We start from the raw sequence: 23,253 nt of genomic DNA on the forward strand, positions 1-23,253 counted from the left end.
AAGAAAACCAACTCTGGAGTCTGAATCATTCAGCTAGGCAGGGCATTGTCTAGTGCGAGAGTAGTCGTAAGACGAACGAAGGTTTGCTGGCTACGCCAGGATCGCAGAATCCTCGTCGCTTTAGCGCGAGGAGTATGTCAACCTTGCCCTCTTCTGGCCCGCCCTCCTGATCGTCAACAAGTCCTACCGCAAAAACTTCCAAAAAGCCCTGCGCGGCTAACCCCCGCCCCCCTGTGAGCGAAGCCGCTACAATAGGCCCTCTGAACTATTGAATTGCGGAATTGTACTCTAATGCCCACACAAATCAATGCAGCGGATCTCGCTGCTTTAGACGATCAACTTTCCAAACGCTTTATTGAGCTTGATCCGGACGGGTATTTTCTGATTTTTCTCGAACGAGAGGCCGGCCTAATTTGCGCCGCCCACTACACCAACACGATCAGCGAAAAGGGCCTCGCCCTCGACCCAGAAACAGGGAAACCCTTACCGGTGCGCGGCAAGGTGGAACGTGTCCCGACTCAGATTTTTAAAGGTCGGACGGCGAAGGAATTGGGGATGGAAATCACCGAAAAGACCAAACCCTGCCCGCTGTCGTGTCTGGATCATGCGCTGTATTTAGGGCGGGAGTTCGTCCGGGCGGAATTGGCCCTAGTCCAGGGCGCGGACTATGTTCAGGATTAGGGCGGTGTTCTGGTCGCTGCGTTTGGCGTTCACATCGACAATGCTGGCTTCGTAAAGAAGGGCTAAGAGACGGGGATCGCCGTTGGCCCCGAAATCGGATCTATGGAGGTCAAGGGTTTCAGTGGCGATCGCTTCTGGCACAGCCGCATCACTGTGATCCGGCGTGAGACAGTTGGAGCCGACAATAAGCAGCAGGGTTGCTGTAAAGAGCGCAACGGTTTGAGGTTTCATAGAGCTTGAAAATGAGTTTAAAACAGCGCCAGATATCAAAAGAGACACCGGCTATTCATCCTAGCAGGCATTTACCTTGGGTTTCAGCCGATACCATCGCCGGGGTGGAGCTTTAGGTGTGGACAGTCTGCGGCGGAAAGAGTTCCCGCTGTTCCGAAGACCTGACCTGAATTTGAGCGAACAGCCCACCCCAGGGATGGGGTTACGCGGCAGTGACAGAATCGGCGGGCAGACGATGAGGGGACGCGGATGCTTGGGGAAACGTAATCGGCTGTAATAATTCCACCTGCACCCATTGATCCGCTGGCATGGTTAATGCTTGCCATTCGTCTCGGTTCATTTGAGCCATAAAGGGGATGCGATCGAGGAGGGACAATTCCAGATAAATATCCCGACCCCGATGGATGATTTGGATGATTTTGGCGGGGATGCTGGTGTCGGTCACTTGGGTTTGGAGTTTGACCCCGTGGGGGCGCACAAAAATGTCATGGGGCAAGCCCTGGGGCTGGTGGAGAAAACTGGGGATCACATTCACTTCACCGACAAATTTCATTACAAACGGGGTGGCGGGATAGTCGTAAATGGTTTGGGGTGAACCGATTTGTTCAATTTTGCCCTCGTTCATGACGACGATTTCATCGGCGACTTCCATGGCTTCTTCTTGATCATGGGTGACAAAGACGCTGGTGACATTGACTTCGTGGTGTAGGTTGCGTAACCAACGCCGTAAATCTTTGCGGACTTGGGCATCGAGGGCCCCAAAGGGTTCATCGAGTAATAACACTTGGGGTTGGACGGCGAGGGCGCGGGCGAGGGCGACTCGTTGCCGTTGACCACCGGAGAGTTGGATCGGGTAGCGATCGCCCAATCCGGCCAATTGAATCAGGTCTAGCAGTTCATTGACCCGTTGGCGAATGTCGGGGCGGTTGATCTTGCGGATTTCGAGACCAAAGGCGATATTTTGGCGGACGGTGAGGTGTTTAAAGAGGGCATAGTGTTGAAACACAAACCCAATTTGGCGCTGTTCAACATTGAGATGGGTCATGTCTTGATCGTTGATCCAAATTCGACCCTGATCCGGGGGTTCTAAACCAGCGATCGCCCGCAACAGGGTGGATTTTCCGGAACCGGACGGCCCCAGCAGGGCAACCAATTTACCATCGGGAATGGTCAAACTGACGCGATCGAGGGCTTGGAACTGACCGAATTGTTTAGAGATGTTTTCAACGATAATGCTCATAATGCTCCGGGCGGTTTAAGGGTGAATGGGGTTGATATCGCGGTGGGGTCTGGGGGGTGGAGATGGGGAGAGAGTCCCATGGCCCAAGGGAGTTGGCGATGCAACCGTGCTTAATGGGTGGGGAGTTTGTGGAGGTAATAGCGTTCTAAAATGGCTTTGCCGATCAGGGTTAAAACGGCGAGTCCGGCTAACACCACAGCGGCGGAAAATGCAGCGACTGATTGATAGTTTTGATAGGATTGTTCGACGAAAATCGGTAAGGTGGCGGTGCGGCCTAAGATGCTGCCGGACACCACCGCCACGGCTCCGAACTCTCCCAACGCCCGCGCATTGGTGAGCAAAATACCGTAGAGCAGCCCCCAACGGATATGCGGGAGGATGACGCGGCGAAAAATTTGCCCTGGGGTCGCGCCAAGAATGCGGGCGGCTTCTTCGGGTTCTGACCCTAACTCTTCTAGAACGGGAATGACTTCTCGGGCGACGAAGGGCAAGGTGACAAATAGGGTGGCGAGGACGATCCCCGGTAGGGCAAAGATGATTTTGACACCGAGGGCGGTTAAGACAGGACTGAACCAACCGACGCGATCGCTGTAGAGCAAGACCAACATCAACCCTGCCACCACGGGCGACACGGAAAACGGTAGATCCACCAAACTCATCAACAACGTCCGGCCGCGAAACTGATTGCGAGCGATGACCCAAGCGGCGCAGAGGCCAAAGAGGGTGTTAATCGGGATGGCGATCGCGGTCACGATCAAGGTTAGCCGGGTGGCTTGGAGAAAGGCGCGACTCTGGAGCGCGGTGATAAAGGCGGGAATCCCGTCACTAAAGGCCGTGGTAAACACCACCAAGGCGGGCAAAATAAACAGAAAACCGAGATAGGTCACGGCTAGCCCCGTCAGGAGCCATTGGCCGGAGGTCAGTTGCGAGGCAGGTTTAGCGGCTTGCATAATAGCGTCCCCATTGTTGTAGGCGGTTAATGACCAATAAGGCGGCAAGGGAACCCAGTAACAACACGGTTCCGACGACGGTGGCTCCGGCATAGTCGTATTGTTCAAGCCGTTGGAAGACGAGAACCGGCGCGATCAAATCACGGAAGGGCATACTCGACGCGATCAAGACGACGGAGCCATATTCTCCGACGGCGCGGGAGAAGCCCAAGGCGACCCCGGTCAAAATGGGCGGCATCAGGGGCGGGAGAATGACGCGGCGAAAGACTTGCCCTGGGGTTGCGCCCAGCGATCGCGCGGCGGCTTCGACTTCCGTTTCCATGGCTTGTAACACCGGTTGCAGCGTTCGGACGACGAAGGGCAAGGAAATGAAGACCATGGCCAAAAAGACCCCTAGACGGGTATAGGCAATCTTGACCCCTAAGGGTGCGAACCACGACCCGACCCAACCGCGATCGCTGTACACCGTCGCGAGGGCCAACCCGGCCACGGCGGTCGGCAGGGCAAAGGGCAGGTCTACCAAGGCATCCACGATCCGCCGCCCCGGAAAGTCGTAACGGACTAACACCCAGGCAATCACCGTGCCCATCACCCCATTTACCCCAGCGGCAGCCAGGGCCGTGAGGAAGGTGACGTTATAGGCAGACAGGGCCATGGGTTGCGTGGCAATTTGCCAAAATTCGGAGAACCCCAGGGAGAGGGATTTTTGGATGAGGGCGATCGCCGGCAGGATGAGCATCACACTGAGGTAACCGAGAGTGATCACCCAGGGCCACGACCAGCGCCGCGCTTGAGGAGAGGACAAAGGCAGGAAATTCAACATAGAACTGGATCAGAATGCGATTAGGTTTGCATTGAATCGGAACCGTTGAAGCGTGACGGGAAATGGACAGCAGGGATCTCCCGCCCGTTTTTCTGGCAGGATTAGCGTTGACCGAGGGCGGCAATCATTTGGTCAAAGGCGGCACCATCATCAAAAAATTGAGTTTGGATCATGTCCCAACCGCCTAAATCTGCCACGGTGAACAGATGCTCAATGGTGGGAAACTGGGCGGCAAATTCAGCGGCAACGGTTTCATCCACCGGACGAAAACCCACCTTGGCAAATTCCCGCTGGGCCGCTGGGGTATACAAGAACGCCACAAATGCCTCGGCTACGTCCCGTGTGCCACGCTGATCCACGTTGGCATCCACCACCGCGATCGGGTTATCTACAGAAATGTTGTAGTCCGTGGGGATTGTGTAGGGTTGATCGTCGCCCTCTTGGGCTGCCAATAACACTTCGTTTTCGTAATTAATCAGGATGTCGCCCTGGCCTTGTTTGTAAAATACGTCGCTGGCTTCACGGGCATTTTTCGGCAAAATCGGGACGTTGCCATACACTTGGGCGACAAAATCCGCAGCGGCGGTGTCGGATTGTCCAGACTGGGCGATCGCGCCCCAGAGGGCGAGATAATTCCACCGTGCGCCCCCGGAGGTTTTCGGGTTGGCGGTGACAATGGCGCGATCGCCCTGGCTTAAATCCGCCCAACCGCTAACCGGCGGCTCCCCTTGGCGCGTCACCAAGGCCACCACCGATCGCGTCACGATCGCAGCGTGGGGGGCTTCCGTTTCCCAACCGGGATCAATGAGGCCCGCTTGTTCAATGGCTTGGGTATCTAATGCCAAGGCCAAGGCCACCACATCGGCCTCTAAGCCATCAATGACGGCTCGTGTTTGCGATCCTGACCCGCCATAACTTTGATCAACAATCACGGTTTGCCCCGTTTTAGCCTGCCATTCTTCCGCAAACATCGGGATGATTTTTTCGTAGGCCCGTTGGGTGACGGCGTAGGACACGAGCGTCAATTGAACGGTTTCGGGGTTGGAGTTTGGGGCTAGGTCAGCGTTGGGGACGGGGGTGCAGGCAGCGATCGCACTCAATCCCAGCATTGCCAAACCCAACCAGGGGCGAAACGGACGACGTGCGGCGATAGTCATAAAACGTTCCTCAAATAGATTCAAATCCCAACGAGACAGTTTTGAATTTGTATCTTGATTGTATTTCACTACAAGCCAAATGTAAACTCAATTGTTCCCTAAAGTCAGAAATGGCTGTGGGAACATGGGAGCGTGATCGTTTCTTTATACCCATGTCTAACCCCGCCGCCTCAGCCCTGTTGACAACCTTGTGCGAACAGGTGTATCTCTTTCGGGGCATGACTCCAGCCACCTTAGGGGCCTATCTGCCGCAGGAGTCGTTGCACCTGGAGACGCTCTTTTCTAACCGTCCGGTCTATACGGCATTCTTGCCCGACATCTATCTAGATGTGCTGTACGTGGTGATTCAAGACGGGCTGATCGTGACGCGCAGCACGCCCCTGGATCGGATTGTGTCGATTACCTATCCCTACAGTTGCTTTGGGATGCGCAATCTCCCTTTCAGTCATGGTCAGGCAACGCGGGCGTTTCCGAGTTTAGTAGAAGCCTACAAAACAACTCAGGTGCTGAAACTTCCCCTCGCTGCCCTGGAGGGGATGTATCATGAACAGCCTGAATTGCGCGATCGCTACCAATACCTCTTTGAATTGCGCATCAAATTTCAATATCATCTGCTCAATTGCAGCACCTACCCCCCCCAAGCCGTCGCGGCCCTGCTCCGCGCCCTCATCTACCAAGAACGAGAACTGGGCAACCAACCCAACCCCGACGGCCTCTATCACCTTGACCTGCCCATTGATGTCATTGCCCGCGCCTGTCAACTCAACCCCCGCACCGTCGAACAAGTGCTCAAAGGCTTACAAAAGGAAGGGTATCTCGCCAAGCCGCCCAAAAGTGCCGTCACCGAAGATGGCGTTTATATTGCTGATCCCAACGGATTAAAGGATATCTACAGCGCGACGCGGGATAAGGTGACTTGGTGGCCGCTTCGGTAGGATATGATCGTCGGACGATTGGCAAGGGCGGCAATGACACACAGTACCAATGATGATGTGAATTGGGTTGATTTGGATGACGATCTCCCCCCCACTCAACCGGAGTCTCCCGTACTCTCTTTAGCATCCGAAACCTCTCGCACGCCGTTGGTGATGGTGGAGACGGCCTTTTTAGCGAGTGCCGCGAGTTTGATTTGGCTGATTAATTATTACTTTCCCTTGGGGCCGATTTTGCGGATCTTTTTTCCGATTCCGATCGCGTTGGTGTATTTGCGGCGGGGACGGCGGGCGGCTTGGATGGCGGCTTTGGTGTCGGGGATGTTGCTGTCGGTGTTGATGGGGCCGACGCGGAGCATTCTGTATGTGATGCCCTACGGCTTGATGGGGGTGCAGTTGGGGATGATGTGGCGGCGGGGGAGCAGTTGGTATTGGTCGATTCTGTTGGGGACGCTGTTGGGAACGCTGGGGTTTTTGTTTCGGTTTTGGTTGCTGTCGATTTTGCTGGGGGAAAATTTGTGGGTCTATGTGATTAATCAGGTGACGACCTGGGCCGATTGGGTGGTGATGCGGCTGGGGTTGTTGACGCAGCCGGAACGGGTCTGGGTGGAAATCGCGGCGATCGCGCTCCTGCTGGTGAATAGTGCGATCTATCTGTTCACGGTGCATTTAGTGGCGTTGCTGATGTGCGATCGCCTCAAAACCCCCATTCCTCGCCCCCCCAAGTGGATTCAAATCCTATTCGATTATGACTACTAAGGGGCGGAAAAAATCCTAATCGAGAGCACACCGTGACAGCGGGATTATGTCAAGATGTCTAGAAGTGTGAAAAACAGAAATTTCGTATGGCAAAAAGTCGCACCTGGCAAGCTTTACTCACCATAAGCTCTGGGGTTGTTGTGGGTCTTGTGTTGTTAGGCGGCAGCATCCTTTGGGCCCAACAGCAGGGATGGTTTACGAAGTTAGGACTGCCTCGATTTTCCCTCCCGTCTCCCTTTGAACGCAATCAAAAACCCCTAGATGACCAATCGGAGGTGTTGCCTCTGGTGAGTCAGTCCGTAGAAGACCGCCGCCCGGCGTTGGAGCGTCTGGTGTCTCAGTCCGGGCATGGGGTTGAACAGTACCGGGCTCGTTATTTGCTGGCGATTGATCTCTTGACGGAACTGGAAGGGGGGCGGGCCTTACGGTTGTTGGATGGTTTGGAAACAGACTATCCGGTGCTGGCTCCGGCGATTTTGCTGAAGCGATCGCGGGGGTATGCACTGACGAACAACCCTGAGCAGGCCACCGCCGCGTTGAAAGCCTTAGTGGAGCAGTATCCTGATTCTGTGATGGTGGGGGAGGCGTTGGTCAAGCTGGGTGAGACTGATCCGGCCGATTGGGAGCGGGCGATCGCTGAACATCCTCACCATCCGGCGGTGCATCAGATGGTGCGCGATCGCCTCGATGGCCAACTTCAGCAGCCGGAGTTACTCTTATTCCTCGTGCGCTACGACAGCGGCAGTGCTGAAACCGACCCATTGCGCGATTATCTTGTGGAAAACTACGCCGATCAACTCACCCCGACCGATTGGCAAGCGATCGCCGATGGCTATTGGCAAGCCTGGCGCTATGGCAACGCCGCCAGCGCCTACCGTCGTGCCCCCCGCACCGCCCAAAATCTCTACCGCATTGCCCGCGGCCAAGATATTTCAGGTCAAAGCAGCGAAGCAAAAATCAGTTATCAAAACCTCGCTAACACCTTCGGAGATGCCGAAGACACCGGCCAAGGCTTGTTACACCTCGCGCGTCTGTCCAGTGCCGAAGATGCCATTCCCCACCTCAACCAAGTGATCCGCCAATTTCCAGACCACGCCCCCACCGCCCTCGTGAATAAAGCGGATCGCTTAGAGGAATTGCGCCGGGGCAATGCCGCCGGCCAAGCTCGTCAAGCCCTCTTGGATCGCTATCCCAACTCCGATGCGGCCCTCCGCTATCGTTGGCAGCAGGCCCAGGCCAAAGCCGAAGCTGGCAACTATGGTGATGCGTGGAAATGGGCCTATCCCATCGCCCTCAATGACCCAAAACATAGCCTCGCGCCCAAAGCCGCATTTTGGGTGGGGAAATGGGCCAATGAACTGGGACGCACGGACGATGCGAACGATGCCTATCGCTATGTCCTGACCCAGCATCCAGAGTCTTACTATGCCTGGCGATCGGCCTCCCTCCTCGGCTTGGATGTGGGCAGTTTTACGACGGTGCGCGCCCTTTCTCCTCGGATCACCCTTCCCACGGTGCGACCGCTTCCCCCGGCCGGATCGGCTCTGTTCCAAGAACTGTATCAATTGGGTCAGGATCACGATGCCCAGCTGGTGTGGTATGGGGAAATGGGCGATCGCACCACCCTCCACTACGGCGATCAAGCTGATTTGACCGTGAATGAGCAATTCACCGAAGGCATGATTAAGGTCGCTCTGGGGGACTATATCCGAGGCATTACGGACATTTGGAGCCTCAAAGAGCGCGACAGTCCAGAAGACGAGGCCCAATGGCAAGCCCTGCGCAACGAGGACTACTATTGGCAAACCCTGTTTCCGTTTCCCTTTAGTGAAACCGTCTTTAAATGGTCTCAAGAGCGTCAACTCAATCCCCTCTTGGTCATTGCTCTCATCCGTCAAGAGTCCCGCTTTCAAACGGATATTCGGTCATCAGCGGGGGCGATCGGCTTAATGCAAGTGATGCCGGAAACGGGGGAATGGGTGGCTGAACAAAGCGGGATGGGTGACTATCAACTGATTGACCCGGATGACAATGTTCAATTGGGGACGTGGTTTTTGGACTATACCCATCGGGAGTATGACGGTAATTCGATGCTGGCGATCGCTAGTTACAATGCGGGGCCGGGCAATGTCAGCCAATGGGTGCAGCGGTTTGGCTTGAACGATGTGGATCAATTTGTCGAGGAGATTCCCTTTGGTGAAACCCAGGGCTATGTGGAATCCGTGTTTGGCAATTATTGGAATTATTTACGGGTTTACAGTCCCGAAATCGTCGATCAAATCACCGAATAAGGCTCAAATCACAGCATAAAACAAGGGGCTTTAGCCCCTTGTTTTTGGGGATGAGAGACGTTTCTTCCCGGATTGATGGGCATGATAAGGATTGGGCGGGATTTTGGGGACTAACGAGGCTGTTGACCGTTGAGGGTGATCGGTGTGGGCAGGGCCGGAACGGTCATGCCAAAAAAGGTTTCTTGGAGGGCTGCGATCGCCCGTTGATATTGGGGGTCACGCTGGGTTCCTTGGATGGACGGATTCGCCCGCAGGAGGCGTTGCTGATCGCGGCTGAGATCCACCTCAATATTGGGGGTGACACCGTGTTTGTTGATGGTGATACCGCTGGGGGGATAGTAGCGGGAGATGGTGACGGCGAGGCCGGATTCATCGGAGAGTTGATGGACGGATTGGACGGTTCCCTTGCCGTAGGTCCGACTGCCGACGAGGATCGCCCGGCCGTTGTCTTTGAGGGCGGCGGCGAGAATTTCACTGGCACTGGCGGAGTAATGATCCACGAGTACCACGAGGGGCAGTTCCGTCAAGGAAGTACGGTTGGCGCTGTATTGGCGATCGCCCCCTTGACGATCCACGGTGCGGACAATCATGCCGGTTTCCATCCACATCCGCGCAATATCCACACTGGCGAACAGCAGTCCCCCCGGATTGCCCCGCAGATCGAGGACGAAACCTTGGGCGTTTTGGGCTTCCAGGGCCGTGATCGCTTTCCCCATTTGTTCAGCGGCGTGGGAGCTAAACTCATCGAGACGTAAATACCCAATGCTGAGGTTGCCTTCCTGTTGGAGGCTGTAGTGCAGAACGGGAACCTCAATTTGTGCCCGCTGGATTGTCACTTCAAACAGGCCTTTTTGGGGGCGCACCAGTTGTAAGCGCACGGTGCTGCCTTCTTCGCCGCGCAGGATTTCGCTGGCTTCTTCGACGGTCATCAGGGCCGTGGGGCGATTGTCGATGCGGAGAATGCGATCGCCCGCTTCAATGCCTGCCGCCGCTGCCGGTGAATCTTCTAGGGGTTGAATCACCTTTAAGGAACTGGTTTGTTCATCAACCGTGAGTTGAACCCCAATCCCAGAGAGTTCGCCGGAGGTTTGATTGGTGAGGTCAGAATATTCACTGGGGTCGAGGAAGCGGGTGTAGGGATCATTGAGCAGTTTGAGCGCGTCCCGAATGGCGGTATAGGCATCGGTTTGGGATAGATACTGTCGGCCTAGGAGTTCTTGGCGTGTGGCCTGCCAGGCATTCATGTCGAAGTCTGTGCCCACAAACTCGTCGTTGACGATCTGCCAAACTTCATCAATAACCACTTTGGGGCTATCCTCCAGAGCAGCCTCCACTGCGGGGGTAATGCCAGGGGCCAGCATTGAGGCGGTGGCTAAGGTAGCGATCGCACTGTTGAGAAGGAAAGAAGGCAAAAAGGCGGAGGGTTTAAAGGCAGATCGGTTCATAATCTCGACTTGACGAAGAAGGGGGCGGAATCGAGCAAGAGTAGCCCAACATCACCGCACAGGGGCGGGTACAGGCTAATTCTCAGGATAAATCAAGAGCTTGAGGACGTAGTGAACGAATCAGCCAGTTTTCTGATTGTCTGAACGTTCGCCCAGTCCATGGCTTAAACAAATGCGGAAAAACTCACTCAGAATTTACCTTGACGAGGGAATATAGACAGTTTCTCAACTTCTTTGACTCTCCATAAAATCTAACAAAATTTGACGGTGAAGCACACTGAGGGGACGAACTTCCTGCGCGACCGGAGAGTATTGCTCCCCTTGTTGAATGGCGGCTGAGCTGACTAGTCCTAAATCCCACCCCTCTTGGAGGACAAGCTGATCGAGGGGAACTGTCAGAGGGCAGACAAAAATATGGCGCTGGACGTGCTGATCGGGATATTCACCAAACTTAACGGGGGGACTGGTGAGGGTGTAGCGAATTTCTTCGTAGAGTTCCCGTTTGAGGGCGGTGGCGGGGTCTTCTCCTGGTTCGAGGTGGCCGCCAAAAAAGCCCCACTGTCCGGGGGCAGCAATGCCGGGCATATCGTCCCGCAGTTGCATGAGAAAGTGGTCTTGGGATGGGATGATTGCGATCGCGACTTCCGGTTTTGCCATGACGAGAGGTAAAGAGTCCCTTTAAGATGGATGGTTAGGATGCCTAAATCATAGGCAATAGCGTTGAGGAATTTTGAAGATGGCGACGATTGCCGTGATTGACTACGACATGGGGAATTTGCACTCGGCCTGTAAGGGGTTGACGGAAGCCGGGGCGCAAACGGTGGTGACGAGTGCTGCGGCGGAAATTCTTGGGGCGGATGCGATCGTCTTGCCGGGGGTGGGGGCGTTTGATCCAGCAGTGCAGCAGTTGCGATCGCGTTCCTTGGCGGGGCCGATTCGTGATGCGATCGCCAGCGGCAAACCCTTTTTAGGCATTTGTCTCGGTCTCCACTTACTTTTTGAAGGGTCAGAGGAAGGCATTGAACCCGGATTAGGGATTATCCCCGGTTATGTCCGCCGTTTTCGCCCTGAACCCGGCTTAACCATTCCCCACATGGGCTGGAATACGTTGGACTTCACCCAGCCCCACCATTGGAGTTGGCAAGGGTTAGGATCATCGCCCTACGTGTACTTTGTCCATTCCTACTATGTTGATCCCGTTGATCCGGCGGTCTGCGCGGCCACGGTGCAACATGGGCAGCAAGTGGTGACGGCAGCGATCGCCACCCAAAACATCACCGCTGTTCAATTCCACCCCGAAAAATCCTCCACCGCCGGATTAACATTGCTGGCGAACTTCGTGCGTCAGGTTAAAACCGCTGCATTGGTGTCCTGATCCGTCCCATTCCCTCTGTTGTTGAAACTCGCCAAAGGTTCCACCGTCAAGATACAATACCCTCCTAAGATTTATTGAGGCCTATGGCGATCTCGCTCAAAAACACCGCCCGTTTAACAGAGGTACAGCGGTATTGGGAACTCCTATATGTGTTGGTTCAACGTAACTTAAAAGCACGATATCGGGGATCGCTCTTGGGGGTCTATTGGTCACTGTTAAACCCTCTGATTATGACGGGCATTTACACCGCGATTTTTGGTGATGTGTTTTCGCCGTATTATGGGGATTCTCTAGTTGACTATATGCTCGCCGCCTTTACGGGGTTGAGCGTGATTCATTTCTTTTCAGGGTCAACCTCCCAAGCCCTGGTTAGCGTCGTGGGAAATGGTGTTTTACTGAATAAAATTAAGCTGCCGGTGAGTGTGTTTCCGGTCGCCATGATTGCCTCTAATGTCTTTCAATTTTGTGTGGGAATGTTTCCGCTATTAGCGATTGTCACCTTGGTGCGATCGCACAGCCTTCTTAACGTTCTCGCCCTCATGCTTCCCTTTATTTCCCTAGTTTTAGTCTGTACGGGAATTGGCCTCTTTGTGAGCGCCTTATTTGTCTTTTTTCGAGATCTCCCGTACTTCTACGAACTTGTCACCTTTGTGTTGTGGTTTAGTTCCCCCGTGTTTTATCCCAAGGACATTATTCCGGATGCTATCAAACCCTTTTTGACCTTAAACCCCCTAATTGATATCATCGATAGCATTCGCGATATTGCCTTAGATGGTCGAGTGATCACAATCTGGGGCTATGGTCAAAACCTAGGCGGGCCAAATCTCATTGAGGTATTCCTGAGCTTGATGTATGGCTTGCTCTTCCTGCTGATGGGCTGGCTTTGCTTTCGGTGGTGGCGACCCCGTTTTATGGACTTATTGTAAATGCAGGAAGTGATTCGACTGGATCAAGTCTCCCTTTGGCGACGCACGCAAGAAGAGTTTTCCTATGACTTAAAAAAAACAGTCTTGTCAGTGCTAGAGGGAAAGTTTAATCGTCCAAAACGCAAGCTCGTTTTAGATGGGATTGACTTGGTGATTGAGCGGGGGGATAAGCTCGGCATTATTGGCCCCAATGGCTCTGGAAAATCCACCTTACTGAAGGTGATCAGTGGCATTTTAGAACCCACCCACGGCACGTTACGGGTGCGGGGTAATATTGCGCCCTTGATTGAGTTGGGGGCGGGGTTTGATGTGGAATTATCGGTGTTCGATAATATCGTGATGTATGGGGTGATGTTGGGATTTTCCCGCCGAGAGATGCAGCAGCGGGCGTTTTCCATCTTAGATTTTGCGGAATTGAATGATTACTATCTCGCGCCGGTGAAGGCGTTGTCGTCGGGGATGACGGCGCGGTTGGGGTTTGCGATCGCCACCGATGTTCACCCCGATATTTTGATTTTGGATGAAGTGCTTTCCGTTGGCGATGAAAGCTTTATGCGCAAATGCCAAAAGCGGTTAGATGCGTTTTGGCAAGATCACGTTACCGTCCTCGTGGTCTCCCACTCGATGGACTTTATTCGCGAATCCTGCAATCGCTGTATTTTTCTGTCTAATGGCTCGATTCAAGCGGCGGGTGATGCGAAGGACATTGTGGATCAGTATCTTGACGGCATTGCTCCACCCTGAGCCGACGTGCTGCTGCCCCCTGACGCTAGTGTTACGGCACACGCTAATTGGTGGGTTACAGCGGATCGCTGAATTGCAGTGATAACAGGAATTTAATCCGCCTAACCCACCCTACAATAAAATATCATTTTGGCTGTGTCATGGCGCTAGGGTGACGATAGAATTTGAGAGCCTTGATCAATGAGGTGGGCTTCTAGATCCAGGCGGCATTGTTGAGCCAATTGCCACAGTTCTGGCTCGGAATATTGGGGGTGCTGGGTTGCCTGCTGGAGCTTGTGATAGATCGTTTCGCTGCTGTCGAGGGTGGGGAATTGACTAGAGGCGGCGCGGATTTTGGGGTGTGCTGTCGTGAGAACCTGCTCACTGGTGTTGAAGAGCGATTCGTGGAGTTTTTCGCCTGGCCGTAGCCCCGTAATCGCGATCGGAATGTCGTGACCTGGCGTGAAGCCCGCCAGGGTAATCATCTGTTCAGCGAGATCGTAGATATTCACCGGTTCGCCCATGTCCAGGACTAAGATTTGTCCCGATTGACCCACCGCCAAACTTTGAATCACCAGTTGCGAGGCTTCGGGGGTGGTCATAAAGTAACGGGTCATGGCGGCATCGGTGACGGTGACGGGGCCACCCCGCGCAATTTGGGCTTTAAAGATGGGGACAACACTGCCGCGACTGCCGAGGACGTTCCCGAAGCGCACGACCAAAAAGCGTGTTGTCCCGGTGGTGGCAAAGGAGCGCACCAAGAGTTCAGCGAGGCGTTTGCTTAAGCCCATGAAATTACTGGATTCGACGGCTTTGTCGGTGGAAATCATCACGAAGGTTTTCACCCCGACTTCGGTGGCGAGACGGGCGAGATCGGCGGAAGCGATCGCATTATTTTCCAGGGCTTCCGTTGGGTTTTGCTGCATCAGCGGCACATGTTTATGGGCGGCGGCGTGGAAAATAATTTCCGGTCGCCACTGGTGCAGCAGGGCGGTGATGCGATCGCGGTGGCGAATATCAGCAATCAGGGGCTGAAGCGTCAAGTCGGGGAAGGTGCGCCGTAGTTCTTGTTCAATGGTGAAAATGCTATTTTCGCCGCGCCCCAAGAGCAAAATTTGGTGAGGTCGCAGGGTGGCCACTTGGCGACAAATTTCCGAGCCAATGGTACCGCCGGCTCCGGTGACGAGGACGGTGCGCTGCTCAATTTGCTGGCGGGCGGAGGGGAGTTGAGTGTTAAAGGCCTCGCCAAAGTCCAGGTTAATTTCTGCCCGGCCCAGGATGTCTTGGATTTGGATCTCGCGGGCTTGGGGGGTGAGGGAGCGATCGCGCAACAGTTCTGCATGGCCGGGCAGGATTTTGAGGGTGAGCGGGGTTGAGTTGACCAAGGCCAAGATCCGCCGGATTTGGTCAGGATGGGCAGACGGAATCGTGATCAGGGCTTCGGCAACGCCATGGTATTGGGCAATCTCCACAAGCTGCGCGGTTGTGCCCAAGACCTTCACGCCTTCGACGGTGCGGCCGACTTTGGTGCGATCGTCATCCACAAACCCGACAATCTCTAGGGCTAAATCCACATTTTGGCGACTCTCCTGCACCACCAACGCCCCTGCCTGACCCGCCCCAATCAACAGCACTCGCTGTACTGGTTTGGTGCGGCGATGACGCGCCGCCTGTGGCCCAAAGGGTTGCTGCACCGAACGCCGCCGAGCATAGCGCAACACCACCATCCCCATTAAACAAAAACTCCAGTCAATCACTGCCACTCCCAAGGGAATTCCGGTTTGGGTGATGTCTAGGCGCGGCAAAATTAAGCGTGTTGTCACCAGCACCAGCAGCGAGTAAAACGTCACTGCATTCAGGAGGCGGATGAAGTCTTTGAGGCAAAATAAGCGCCACACATGTTGATAGAGTCCAAAGCAAGTTTGGGTGAGTAACCGTCCGGGAATGGCCATCAACGGTAACACCCAGGCCAGGGTGACATGAGGGGGGGCGATCTGACCCTCAAACCTGACCCAAAATGCCACTAAGCACATCAGCCAGGCGACACACCCATCTAAGCCAAAATGCGCTAAACGATAGACCGACGGTAGGCGAACTCGTTTCCCCATCAATTCCACATCCCGTAATTGTTCTTAGCACTGTACCTCACTCCGGACGTACTCCCCCCGCTTTAGGTTTCTCGTCTTGTTGCGTTGCTAGTTCGGCTTGTAAGTGTGGCCATTGTTCGAGCAGAATGGCCGCCAGGGTAGCCACCATAAAGCCCGCAATGAGGGAGAGGATCGCAATCTGGAGGGGCGATCGCTGCACGGCACTAATCTCCGACTCCTGGATCACAGTCAGCGGTAAAAATTCCGCACTATTGTCAGCGAGATCGTCCTGAATATCCTGGAAATACCCTTGTTGAAAGGACACTGTGGCCTCGGCTCGCAGGAGTTCCGCCCGTTGTGTTTCGAGGGCTGTGCGACGAGCAATATTATCGGGGGGGGTGGCGGCGATCGCCGCATCCAACTTGGCGATCGCTTGCTCTACCTGGGCATCCTGAACAGCCAGCGTTCTCAATTCATCGGTAATTCTCTCATTCAGAGGGTCTTGCCACGCGATCGCTAATGCTGCCATCAGGGGTTCTGTCTGATCCTCTAACGGCGGTGCAGTGGCAGCCGTCAGGGTGAGGGCGATCGTATTGCTCGTGGCATCATAGGGAGCGGCACTAATGCTTACTGCATCTGGTGTCACCGTCCCCACCGCCGTCACAGCCCACTGGCCAATTTGACTCGGAGTTTTAGGGGCTGGGCGGGGGGTTTCAACTGGGTTTAATTGAGTCAACAGGCTATCTAAGGGATCGGGTTCAACCCCAAGCGTGATTATTTGTTGATAGGTGGTGGTGGCTTGCAAGGCTGTTGTCGCCGTAGCCGCGATCGCTACCATGAGCGTAGTGACACCGATAAAACGCCAACGACGCTGGAAAAAGCGAATGATATCAACCAACGAAATTTCATCGTCATCATAGACTGGGGACTGTTCCGGATTCATCACCATGTTTTCAGAAAATGCCAGAGAGATTGAAATCTAGGCATAGCATACCCTGACTCTGCCGGTTCTCAAGCTGGATCAGCGTTGAATCTGCCATTTTGAGATTTTCCCCTTTCCCTTTAAGCAAAGATCCGGTATGGTTTCACAAGTGTTACGATTTAAACTTTCCTGTTGAAGCGAGCTTTGATGGTCTTGATGATCTCAGTTCCTTCCCCGCAGCCTTCTTGTCCCCTGGGGAACTTTACCCCCTGTCTGACGTAAAATCGGAGGTCGAAGTGCAGAAGAGGTGTGCCCGAAATCGAAAACGGTCGAAGCGTCGTGCTATCTATTGTCCCCATCACGGTTGTTATCTCGACAGCGTTAGTCAAAAGTATTCCCTCTATACGGAATCAGCGGGAACGCTACAATCTCGAGGCATCAATCGGCTCTCGGCGCTATTGCTAGTGGCGACCCATACGGCAGTGCCGTTGGTGGGAGAATGGTTAGAGGCATTTTGGTGTGATGACTGCCAGGAAACCAACTGGTACTACGTGCGAAAAGTGGGCGATCGCACCTATGAAGTCCAACTAGCTCCCTGTGAATTATGGATGCAGGCGACCGGGGTGATCAATCCGGGGGGGAATCCTTCGGTGGGGGAGTTTACGCGACGGCAGGCAAAGGCGCGATCGGGTGTGCGAGATTTTGGGGTAATGGTTTAAGCATTTTGAAGTTCTTTGTTCGCAATAATTTTTTGTTAAAAACTAATACATTATTGAATGACTGATTTATCTACTATTGCTACGGATTTAAAAGCAAAAATTATCAACCGCTCTGCAATCATTGGCGTTGTAGGGTTGGGGTATGTGGGTTTACCTTTTGCCGTGGAAAAAGCAAAGGTGGGCTTCAATGTGATTGGCATTGAGCAAAATCCACAACGGGCAGCAAAGGTTAATCGAGGTGAGAACTATGTTGCAGATGTTAGCGATGTAGAACTGAGAACATTGGTGGAGCAGGGAAATATTCGGGCTGTTCAGGGATTTGAGCAATTACCGGAGCTAGATGTAGTGGTCATTTGTGTTCCTACGCCATTGACGAAAAACCTGACACCTAATCTCAGCTACATTGAGAGCGTGACTGAGCAAATTGCTCAAAACTTAAGGGTTGGACAACTGATTACATTAGAATCAACAACCTATCCCGGTACAACTGATGAGGTGATGGCTCCGGTTTTGGAAGCTTGTAGTGGATTGCAGCAAGGCCGAGACTTTTTTTTGGCCCATTCACCGGAGCGGGTTGATCCTGGCAATCAACGCTACACAACGAAGAACACGAATAAGGTGGTGGGTGCTTCTGACCCCATATCTTTAGATGTTGCTACGCTCTTTTATCAGCAAACCATTGAAAATGTAGTGCCGGTTAGTAGTGCAAAGGCAGCGGAGTTAACCAAGGTTTTTGAAAACACGTTTCGAGCGGTGAATATTGCGCTGGTGAATGAGTTGGCGTTGCTGTGTGATCGCATGAATATCAATGTTTGGGAAGTCCTTGATGCTGCCAATACAAAGCCATTTGGGATTATGCCTTTTTATCCGGGGCCAGGGGTGGGGGGGCACTGTATCCCGTTAGATCCCCATTATTTGGAATGGAAAGCTAAAGAGTTTAACTTTGAAACCCGGTTTATTGCCCTAGCGGGTGAGATTAACCGCCGGATGCCGGAATTCGTGCGCCAGAAGGCTTGGCGTGTTTTGAATGAGTTGGGGATTGCACCTTCTCAATCGCGGGTTTTAATTTTAGGGGTTGCCTACAAGAAGGATTTGGGAGATTGGCGCGAATCTCCCGCGATCCATATTATTGAGTATTTACAGGCGGATCGGGTAACGATTAGTTACCATGACCCGTTTGTGGCTGAAATTGAGGTTAACGGTAAGCTGTTTTATTCTCAGGAGTTGACCGATGAGTTAATCGGTTCTGTCGATCTTGTAATTATTGCTACGGATCATCGTGCTCTTGATTATGGCAATGTTGTGTATCAGGCTCAAGCGGTGCTGGATACTCGAGGAATTACGCGGCATTTAGAGTGCGATCAAACGAAGGTGACGCTATTGTGAAACAAGTCGTTGTGGTGGGAGCGGGGAATTGGGGAAAAAACCTGATTCGCAATTTTGCTCAGTTGGGAGCTTTAGCCGGGGTAGCAGAAGTAAATCCCCAGTTAAGGGCAGCGGTGGCAGAGCAATATCCGCATGTGGCTCTGTTTACGGATTATGAGCAGGCTTTAGCCAGTTCTGCTGCGGCTCTAGTTTTAGCCACGCCGGCCCCGACTCACTTTCAGTTGGCGTTGACGGCTTTGGCTGCTGGGAAGGATGTCTTTGTGGAAAAGCCGATGACGCTGAAAAGCGCAGAGGCGCGGCAGTTAGCGGAGTATGCGAATCAACAGTCTCGAATTTTGATGGTGGGTCATCTCTTGTTGTATCAACCGGCTATTCGCTGGATGCGGGATTATCTCCAGAGTGGACAGGCAGGCAAGGTTTATCATGTGGCAACACAGCGGCTGAAGTTAGGGCGAGTACGTCGTGAAGAAAATGTGTGGTGGTCGTTTGCCCCCCATGATGTTTCGGTGGTTTTGGCTTTATTGGGTAATCCTCTTGTTCAAGAGGTACAGGCACAGGGACAAGCAATATTGCAGTCTCAGGTTGAAGATGATGTTCATGTTTCTTTAGCGTTTGAGGGAGGAAAAACGGGGCATTTGCACTGTTCTTGGTATTGGCCAGAGATGAAGCGTAGCACAACCGTGATTGCTGAGCGGGAAATGCTGGTCTATGACGAGATATCCCAGCGGGTAACGGTTTATAACAAGGGAATCCACGAAGATTTGAGTAATCGGGATGAGGGCAGTTGGAGTCCTGAGGTTACTGAATCTGAACCCTTAAAGTTGGAATGTGAGCATTTCCTTGATTGCTTGGAGACTCGGCAACAGCCTCGCTCTAATGGCTGGAATGGTGTGGCTGTTGTGGAAGTTTTGGAAAAAGTTCAGGGTTGCCTGGATCGGTCGAGACAGGACTAGGCGGTTTTTGTTTGTGTCAATAATCAAGGAGGCTGTTGGTGGTTGATTATTTTGTCCATGAGTCTGCTTATGTTGATCAAGGAGCGGTAATTGGTAAGGGGACAAAAGTTTGGCATTTTTCTCATGTGATGGGAAAGGCAAAAGTTGGTGAGAATTGTTCTTTGGGTCAAAATGTGTTGGTGGCTGATCATGTGGTGATTGGCAATGGTTGTAAGATTCAAAATAATGTTTCTTTATATGAGGGTGTGGTTTTAGAGGACTATGTATTTTGTGGCCCTTCGATGGTGTTTACAAATGTAAAAACGCCCCGTTGTGAGTTTCCTCGTAATACCAGTGATGATTATTTTTCCACATTGGTGAAGCGGGGGGCGAGTATTGGAGCCAATGCGACGATTGTTTGTGGGGTGACGCTCCATGAATGTGCGTTTGTGGCGGCGGGAGCGGTGGTGACGAAGGATGTCCCAGCTTATGGGATGGTGGCGGGGGTTCCAGCGAGAATTATCGGTTGGATGAGCGCCTATGGGGATGTGTTGGCGTTTGATGCGGCGGGTTTGGCGGTGGATTCTCAGGGGGTGAGGTATCGTCGGGTTTCAGCGCAGGTAGTAGAGCGTGTTGATTAAGCATGAATAATATGAAAATTCCCGTTTTAGATCTGAGGCCTCAGTATGAACAAATCAAGGATGAGGTGCAGGAGGCGATTCAGCGTGTTTTAGAGTCGGGCCAGTTCATTATGGGGCCGGATGTAAAGCTGTTTGAGGAGGATGTGGCGGCTTATTTAGGGGTGAAGCATGCGATCGCTGTCAACTCTGGTACGGATGCCTTGGTGATTGGTCTAAGGGCGCTGGGAATTGGGGAAGGGGATGAGGTGATTACCACGCCCTTTTCTTTTTTCGCCACCGCTGAGTCGATTAGCAATGTGGGGGCAAAGCCTGTTTTTGCAGATATTGACCCCAGAAGCTTCAATATTGACCCCAAGGAGATTAAAGGGAAAATTACTCCTCGGACTAAGGCGATTATGCCTGTTCACCTCTATGGGCAACCCGCCGCGATGGGGCAGATTATGGAAATTGCCCAAGAGCATGGTTTAAAGACGATCGAAGACTGCGCTCAATCTTTTGGGGCAAGATATTGGGGAACTTGTTCCTCTTGTGATGGTCATTGTCAGGAAACCACGCGGGCGTCATTGCGGGGGAAATTTACGGGGACTATTGGAGATGTGGGCGCTTATTCCTTTTTCCCTTCCAAAAATTTGGGCGCTTATGGGGATGGGGGTATGGTTGTCACCAATGATGACCATGTGGCCGAAGTAGCGAGGATGTTGCGGGTGCATGGGGCGAAAAAGAAGTATCATAATGAAGTTTTGGGATATAATTCCCGTCTGGATACATTGCAAGCAGCGATTTTGCGGGTGAAGTTGCCCTATTTGGAGCAGTGGAATGAGGGCAGACGCAGGGTTGCTAAAACTTACAATGAGTTATTGGCAGATGTTGTGGGAATAATTAATCCAGAGTTAGCGGATGGTCATGTGTTTCACCAATATACTATTCGGGTTTTGAATGGAAAGCGGGATAAGGTACAGAAATATCTGGGTGAGCAGGGAATTGGGTCGATGATTTATTATCCAGTGCCGCAAGACCAGTTGCCTGTTTATCAGGGACAGTATCCGAAAATGCCAGTGAGTAATTTGTTGGGTACTGAGGTATTGAGTTTACCAATATGGCCTGAACTGAGTTATCAAAATATTGAGAAAGTGACTAATTTGATTCAAAAAATTTAGGTTTGACTAAAATTTTTACGGATTATTATGATATTAAATACTTTTTTATGGCCTTATGTGCCGCTTCTTTTCATAGATCCAAGGTTAAGTCCGATTCATAAAATACTAGCTGGTTGCCAATGAGCATTGTTCAAGTGGTAAAAAGTTGGCTACCCCGTAGCTCGTTTGTTCGTGGGGTACTCCTTCTGGGAGGGGGAGCAACGGCGAGTCAAGTCATTCTTATGGCTTCTGCTCCTCTGCTGACTCGTTTATATACCACTGAGCAGTTTGGTTTAGTGGCTGTGTTTGGCTCCATGTTGAGCATTTTTAGCGTAGTTTCAAGTCTTAGTTACGAATTGGCAATTCCAATTGCCAAAGATGATGATGAGGCTGTTCATGGGGTTGTACTAGGGCTGTTTGTTGCACTAGGAATTAGCTTATTGACGTTTCTCGGTGTCCTCTGCTTTAGAGAACAAATTGCCACAGCGGTTAATCTTCCGGCAATGGCGGGTTATCTCTGGCTTTTGCCCTTGGGTTTATTGCTTCGCAGTATTTATCAAATTTTCTATTATTGGGGCTTGCGGGTTAAGGCATTTTCTGCTATAGCTCGAACTAAGCTCACGCAATCAGTCGGTTCAGTCGTTGTTCAGCTTGGTGGAGCCTCTTTTGGAACTATAGCGCTTTTATTAGGTCAGGTAGTGGGTCAAGCAGCAGGGATTTCTTCCCTTGCTGTTGTAGCAGTAAGAAATCGCTGGGATTTGTTTAAAGCAGTTCGCTTCAAGCAGGTGTTATGGTTTGCTTGGCGATATCGCCAGTTTCCTTATTTCTCTACTTGGGGTGGTTTGCTCAATACAATTGGCGCTCAAATGCCGCCAGTATTGTTTGCTATCCTTTTTAGTCCTGCTGCTGCGGGTATATATGCTCTAGCTCATCGGGTTTTGTCCTTACCAATGTCTTTAGTGGGGCAAGCGATCGGAAATGTGTTTTTAGCCAAAGCAGCAGATGCGCGTAGAGAAGGTAATTTAGCTGTACTTGTTGCCAGAGTCCATGAAAAGTTAGCTCAAATTGCTATGCCTCCAGCACTTCTGCTGGCTATAATTGGACCTGATTTGTTTGTCTGGGTATTTGGCCCAGAGTGGCATGATGCTGGAATATTTGCGCGTTTGATGACTCCTATGCTGTATTTCCAGTTCATTTTATCCCCTATTTCTTCTATCCTCAATGTCTTAGAAAGACAAGATCAGAATATGCTTTTACAGGGTATTATGTGTGTGTGTCGTGCCGTTTCTTGTATAATTGGTGCAACGTTAGGTGATTTAAAGTTAGCTGTTTTTTTGTTTTCTTTGGGAAGCGCTTTTTCTTATTTAGCTTTTTTAGGATGGATATTCAAAATATCAGGAAATCCATTGGCAATTATTATAAAATCCACAGGCAAAACATTTATTAGAGGATGCATTTTAGTTAGCCCTATTATTATTACTAATTTGATTCCATCAAATTCATTACTATTAGTTGCATCTTTGCTCTTAACAGGATTCTTGATTCTTAATCAATATCGTGTAATTCTTCAATAAAAGATTTAGGAACTGTATATAGGAGGTCTAAATCATTTTGCCCTTAGACATCTCCATAAATCAGATATAAAGCATCAATCGGCTGTAATGACAGGCAATTATTGAAGATGTCTGGGGATAAAGGTAGCATTTTGATCGCACTACAATAGACAATAAAGCTTTACCAAGCCAAAAATCCTCCCGTGAAAAGGGGGGTTGGGGAGATCGAACCCTTATCAAAGAGTTATTGTCTATTATGATATGGCATCCGATCAATTTTCAAAATGATTCAGGGTCGCTATCTATAATAAATATTTATCCCAATCTGTTAGATAAGGTTCATT

Annotated in this window: 22 protein-coding genes; 13 read left to right on the forward strand and 9 right to left on the reverse strand. The window is 51.9% G+C overall.

Going from position 1 to position 23,253, the window contains the following annotated elements:
* Positions 1 to 291: 291 nt before the first annotated feature.
* Positions 292 to 681 carry a DUF4346 domain-containing protein gene (locus tag PN477_RS06770; protein WP_272116907.1) on the forward strand — a complete coding sequence of 130 codons (390 nt, stop codon included), beginning with the start codon at positions 292 to 294 and terminating at the stop codon, positions 679 to 681.
* On the opposite strand, the gene PN477_RS06775 is transcribed toward PN477_RS06770, so the two are convergent.
* The 5 genes from PN477_RS06775 to PN477_RS06795 form a co-directional block, all read right to left on the reverse strand.
* Positions 649 to 912, reverse strand: a complete 264-nt coding sequence (locus PN477_RS06775; protein ID WP_272116909.1) for a hypothetical protein — start codon at positions 910 to 912, stop codon at positions 649 to 651. The two genes, PN477_RS06770 and PN477_RS06775, sit on opposite strands and share 33 nt — an antisense overlap.
* Positions 913 to 1,114: 202 nt before the next feature.
* Entirely contained in the window at positions 1,115 to 2,152 is a 1,038-nt protein-coding gene (locus tag PN477_RS06780) for a sulfate/molybdate ABC transporter ATP-binding protein (RefSeq protein WP_272116911.1), read from the reverse strand.
* Positions 2,153 to 2,262: 110 nt separating this feature from the next.
* Positions 2,263 to 3,102 carry a sulfate ABC transporter permease subunit CysW gene (gene cysW, locus PN477_RS06785; protein WP_272116913.1) on the reverse strand — a complete coding sequence of 280 codons (840 nt, stop codon included), beginning with the start codon at positions 3,100 to 3,102 and terminating at the stop codon, positions 2,263 to 2,265.
* Positions 3,089 to 3,925, reverse strand: coding sequence for a sulfate ABC transporter permease subunit CysT (cysT, locus tag PN477_RS06790; RefSeq protein WP_417158766.1), 837 nt, complete (start codon positions 3,923 to 3,925; stop codon positions 3,089 to 3,091). The genes cysW and cysT overlap by 14 nt, the downstream gene beginning before the upstream one ends.
* Before the next feature lie 101 nt (positions 3,926 to 4,026).
* Positions 4,027 to 5,082, reverse strand: a complete 1,056-nt coding sequence (locus PN477_RS06795; protein WP_272116917.1) for a sulfate ABC transporter substrate-binding protein — start codon at positions 5,080 to 5,082, stop codon at positions 4,027 to 4,029.
* Positions 5,083 to 5,234: 152 nt separating this feature from the next.
* Between PN477_RS06795 and PN477_RS06800 the strand changes: the two genes are divergently transcribed.
* The 3 genes from PN477_RS06800 to PN477_RS06810 all read left to right on the forward strand — a co-directional run bounded on the left by PN477_RS06800 (position 5,235) and on the right by PN477_RS06810 (position 9,064).
* Positions 5,235 to 6,017 carry a Crp/Fnr family transcriptional regulator gene (locus PN477_RS06800; RefSeq protein ID WP_272116919.1) on the forward strand — a complete coding sequence of 261 codons (783 nt, stop codon included), beginning with the start codon at positions 5,235 to 5,237 and terminating at the stop codon, positions 6,015 to 6,017.
* Between the two features lie 33 nt (positions 6,018 to 6,050).
* Positions 6,051 to 6,773 (forward strand): DUF2232 domain-containing protein, encoded by a 723-nt coding sequence (locus PN477_RS06805; protein ID WP_272116922.1) that lies wholly within the window; start codon positions 6,051 to 6,053, stop codon positions 6,771 to 6,773.
* An 86-nt stretch (positions 6,774 to 6,859) separates the two neighbouring features.
* Positions 6,860 to 9,064 (forward strand): lytic transglycosylase domain-containing protein, encoded by a 2,205-nt coding sequence (locus PN477_RS06810; RefSeq protein ID WP_272116924.1) that lies wholly within the window; start codon positions 6,860 to 6,862, stop codon positions 9,062 to 9,064.
* Positions 9,065 to 9,174: 110 nt separating this feature from the next.
* On the opposite strand, the gene ctpB is transcribed toward PN477_RS06810, so the two are convergent.
* Entirely contained in the window at positions 9,175 to 10,509 is a 1,335-nt protein-coding gene (gene ctpB, locus PN477_RS06815) for a carboxyl-terminal processing protease CtpB (RefSeq protein WP_272116926.1), read from the reverse strand.
* 225 nt (positions 10,510 to 10,734) lie between these two features.
* Entirely contained in the window at positions 10,735 to 11,166 is a 432-nt protein-coding gene (locus tag PN477_RS06820) for an NUDIX hydrolase (RefSeq protein ID WP_272116928.1), read from the reverse strand.
* A gap of 79 nt (positions 11,167 to 11,245) precedes the next feature.
* Between PN477_RS06820 and hisH the strand changes: the two genes are divergently transcribed.
* From hisH to PN477_RS06835, 3 genes are all read left to right on the forward strand, one after another.
* Entirely contained in the window at positions 11,246 to 11,884 is a 639-nt protein-coding gene (gene hisH, locus PN477_RS06825) for an imidazole glycerol phosphate synthase subunit HisH (protein ID WP_272116931.1), read from the forward strand.
* A gap of 83 nt (positions 11,885 to 11,967) precedes the next feature.
* On the forward strand, positions 11,968 to 12,810 hold the full coding sequence (locus PN477_RS06830; RefSeq protein WP_272116933.1) for an ABC transporter permease: 843 nt from the start codon (positions 11,968 to 11,970) through the stop codon (positions 12,808 to 12,810).
* Positions 12,811 to 13,554 carry an ABC transporter ATP-binding protein gene (locus PN477_RS06835; protein WP_072622892.1) on the forward strand — a complete coding sequence of 248 codons (744 nt, stop codon included), beginning with the start codon at positions 12,811 to 12,813 and terminating at the stop codon, positions 13,552 to 13,554.
* Between the two features lie 146 nt (positions 13,555 to 13,700).
* Here PN477_RS06835 and PN477_RS06840 read toward each other — a convergent pair whose 3' ends face one another.
* Positions 13,701 to 15,641: a polysaccharide biosynthesis protein gene (locus tag PN477_RS06840; protein WP_272116937.1), complete on the reverse strand. Its 1,941-nt coding sequence runs from the start codon at positions 15,639 to 15,641 to the stop codon at positions 13,701 to 13,703.
* Positions 15,642 to 15,678: 37 nt separating this feature from the next.
* A complete protein-coding gene (locus PN477_RS06845) occupies positions 15,679 to 16,569 on the reverse strand; it encodes a hypothetical protein (RefSeq protein ID WP_272116940.1) in 891 nt (296 codons plus the stop codon).
* A 269-nt stretch (positions 16,570 to 16,838) separates the two neighbouring features.
* Here PN477_RS06845 and PN477_RS20830 point away from each other — a divergent pair, with 269 nt between their 5' ends.
* The 6 genes from PN477_RS20830 to PN477_RS06875 all read left to right on the forward strand — a co-directional run bounded on the left by PN477_RS20830 (position 16,839) and on the right by PN477_RS06875 (position 22,930).
* Positions 16,839 to 17,261 carry a hypothetical protein gene (locus PN477_RS20830; RefSeq protein WP_417158767.1) on the forward strand — a complete coding sequence of 141 codons (423 nt, stop codon included), beginning with the start codon at positions 16,839 to 16,841 and terminating at the stop codon, positions 17,259 to 17,261.
* A 57-nt stretch (positions 17,262 to 17,318) separates the two neighbouring features.
* Positions 17,319 to 18,647, forward strand: coding sequence for a nucleotide sugar dehydrogenase (locus PN477_RS06855; RefSeq protein WP_272116943.1), 1,329 nt, complete (start codon positions 17,319 to 17,321; stop codon positions 18,645 to 18,647).
* On the forward strand, positions 18,644 to 19,600 hold the full coding sequence (locus tag PN477_RS06860) for a Gfo/Idh/MocA family protein (protein WP_272116945.1): 957 nt from the start codon (positions 18,644 to 18,646) through the stop codon (positions 19,598 to 19,600). Before PN477_RS06855 ends, PN477_RS06860 begins: the two co-directional genes overlap by 4 nt.
* A gap of 38 nt (positions 19,601 to 19,638) precedes the next feature.
* Complete coding sequence (locus PN477_RS06865) at positions 19,639 to 20,220, forward strand: acyltransferase (RefSeq protein ID WP_272116947.1); 582 nt, start codon at positions 19,639 to 19,641, stop codon at positions 20,218 to 20,220.
* 2 nt (positions 20,221 to 20,222) lie between these two features.
* Entirely contained in the window at positions 20,223 to 21,377 is a 1,155-nt protein-coding gene (locus PN477_RS06870; protein ID WP_417158768.1) for a DegT/DnrJ/EryC1/StrS family aminotransferase, read from the forward strand.
* A gap of 119 nt (positions 21,378 to 21,496) precedes the next feature.
* Entirely contained in the window at positions 21,497 to 22,930 is a 1,434-nt protein-coding gene (locus PN477_RS06875) for an oligosaccharide flippase family protein (protein WP_334310533.1), read from the forward strand.
* The last annotated feature ends 323 nt before the right edge of the window (positions 22,931 to 23,253 follow it).

The organism is Spirulina subsalsa CS-330, from assembly GCF_028330765.1.
Classification (GTDB): domain Bacteria; phylum Cyanobacteriota; class Cyanobacteriia; order Cyanobacteriales; family Spirulinaceae; genus Spirulina; species Spirulina subsalsa_A.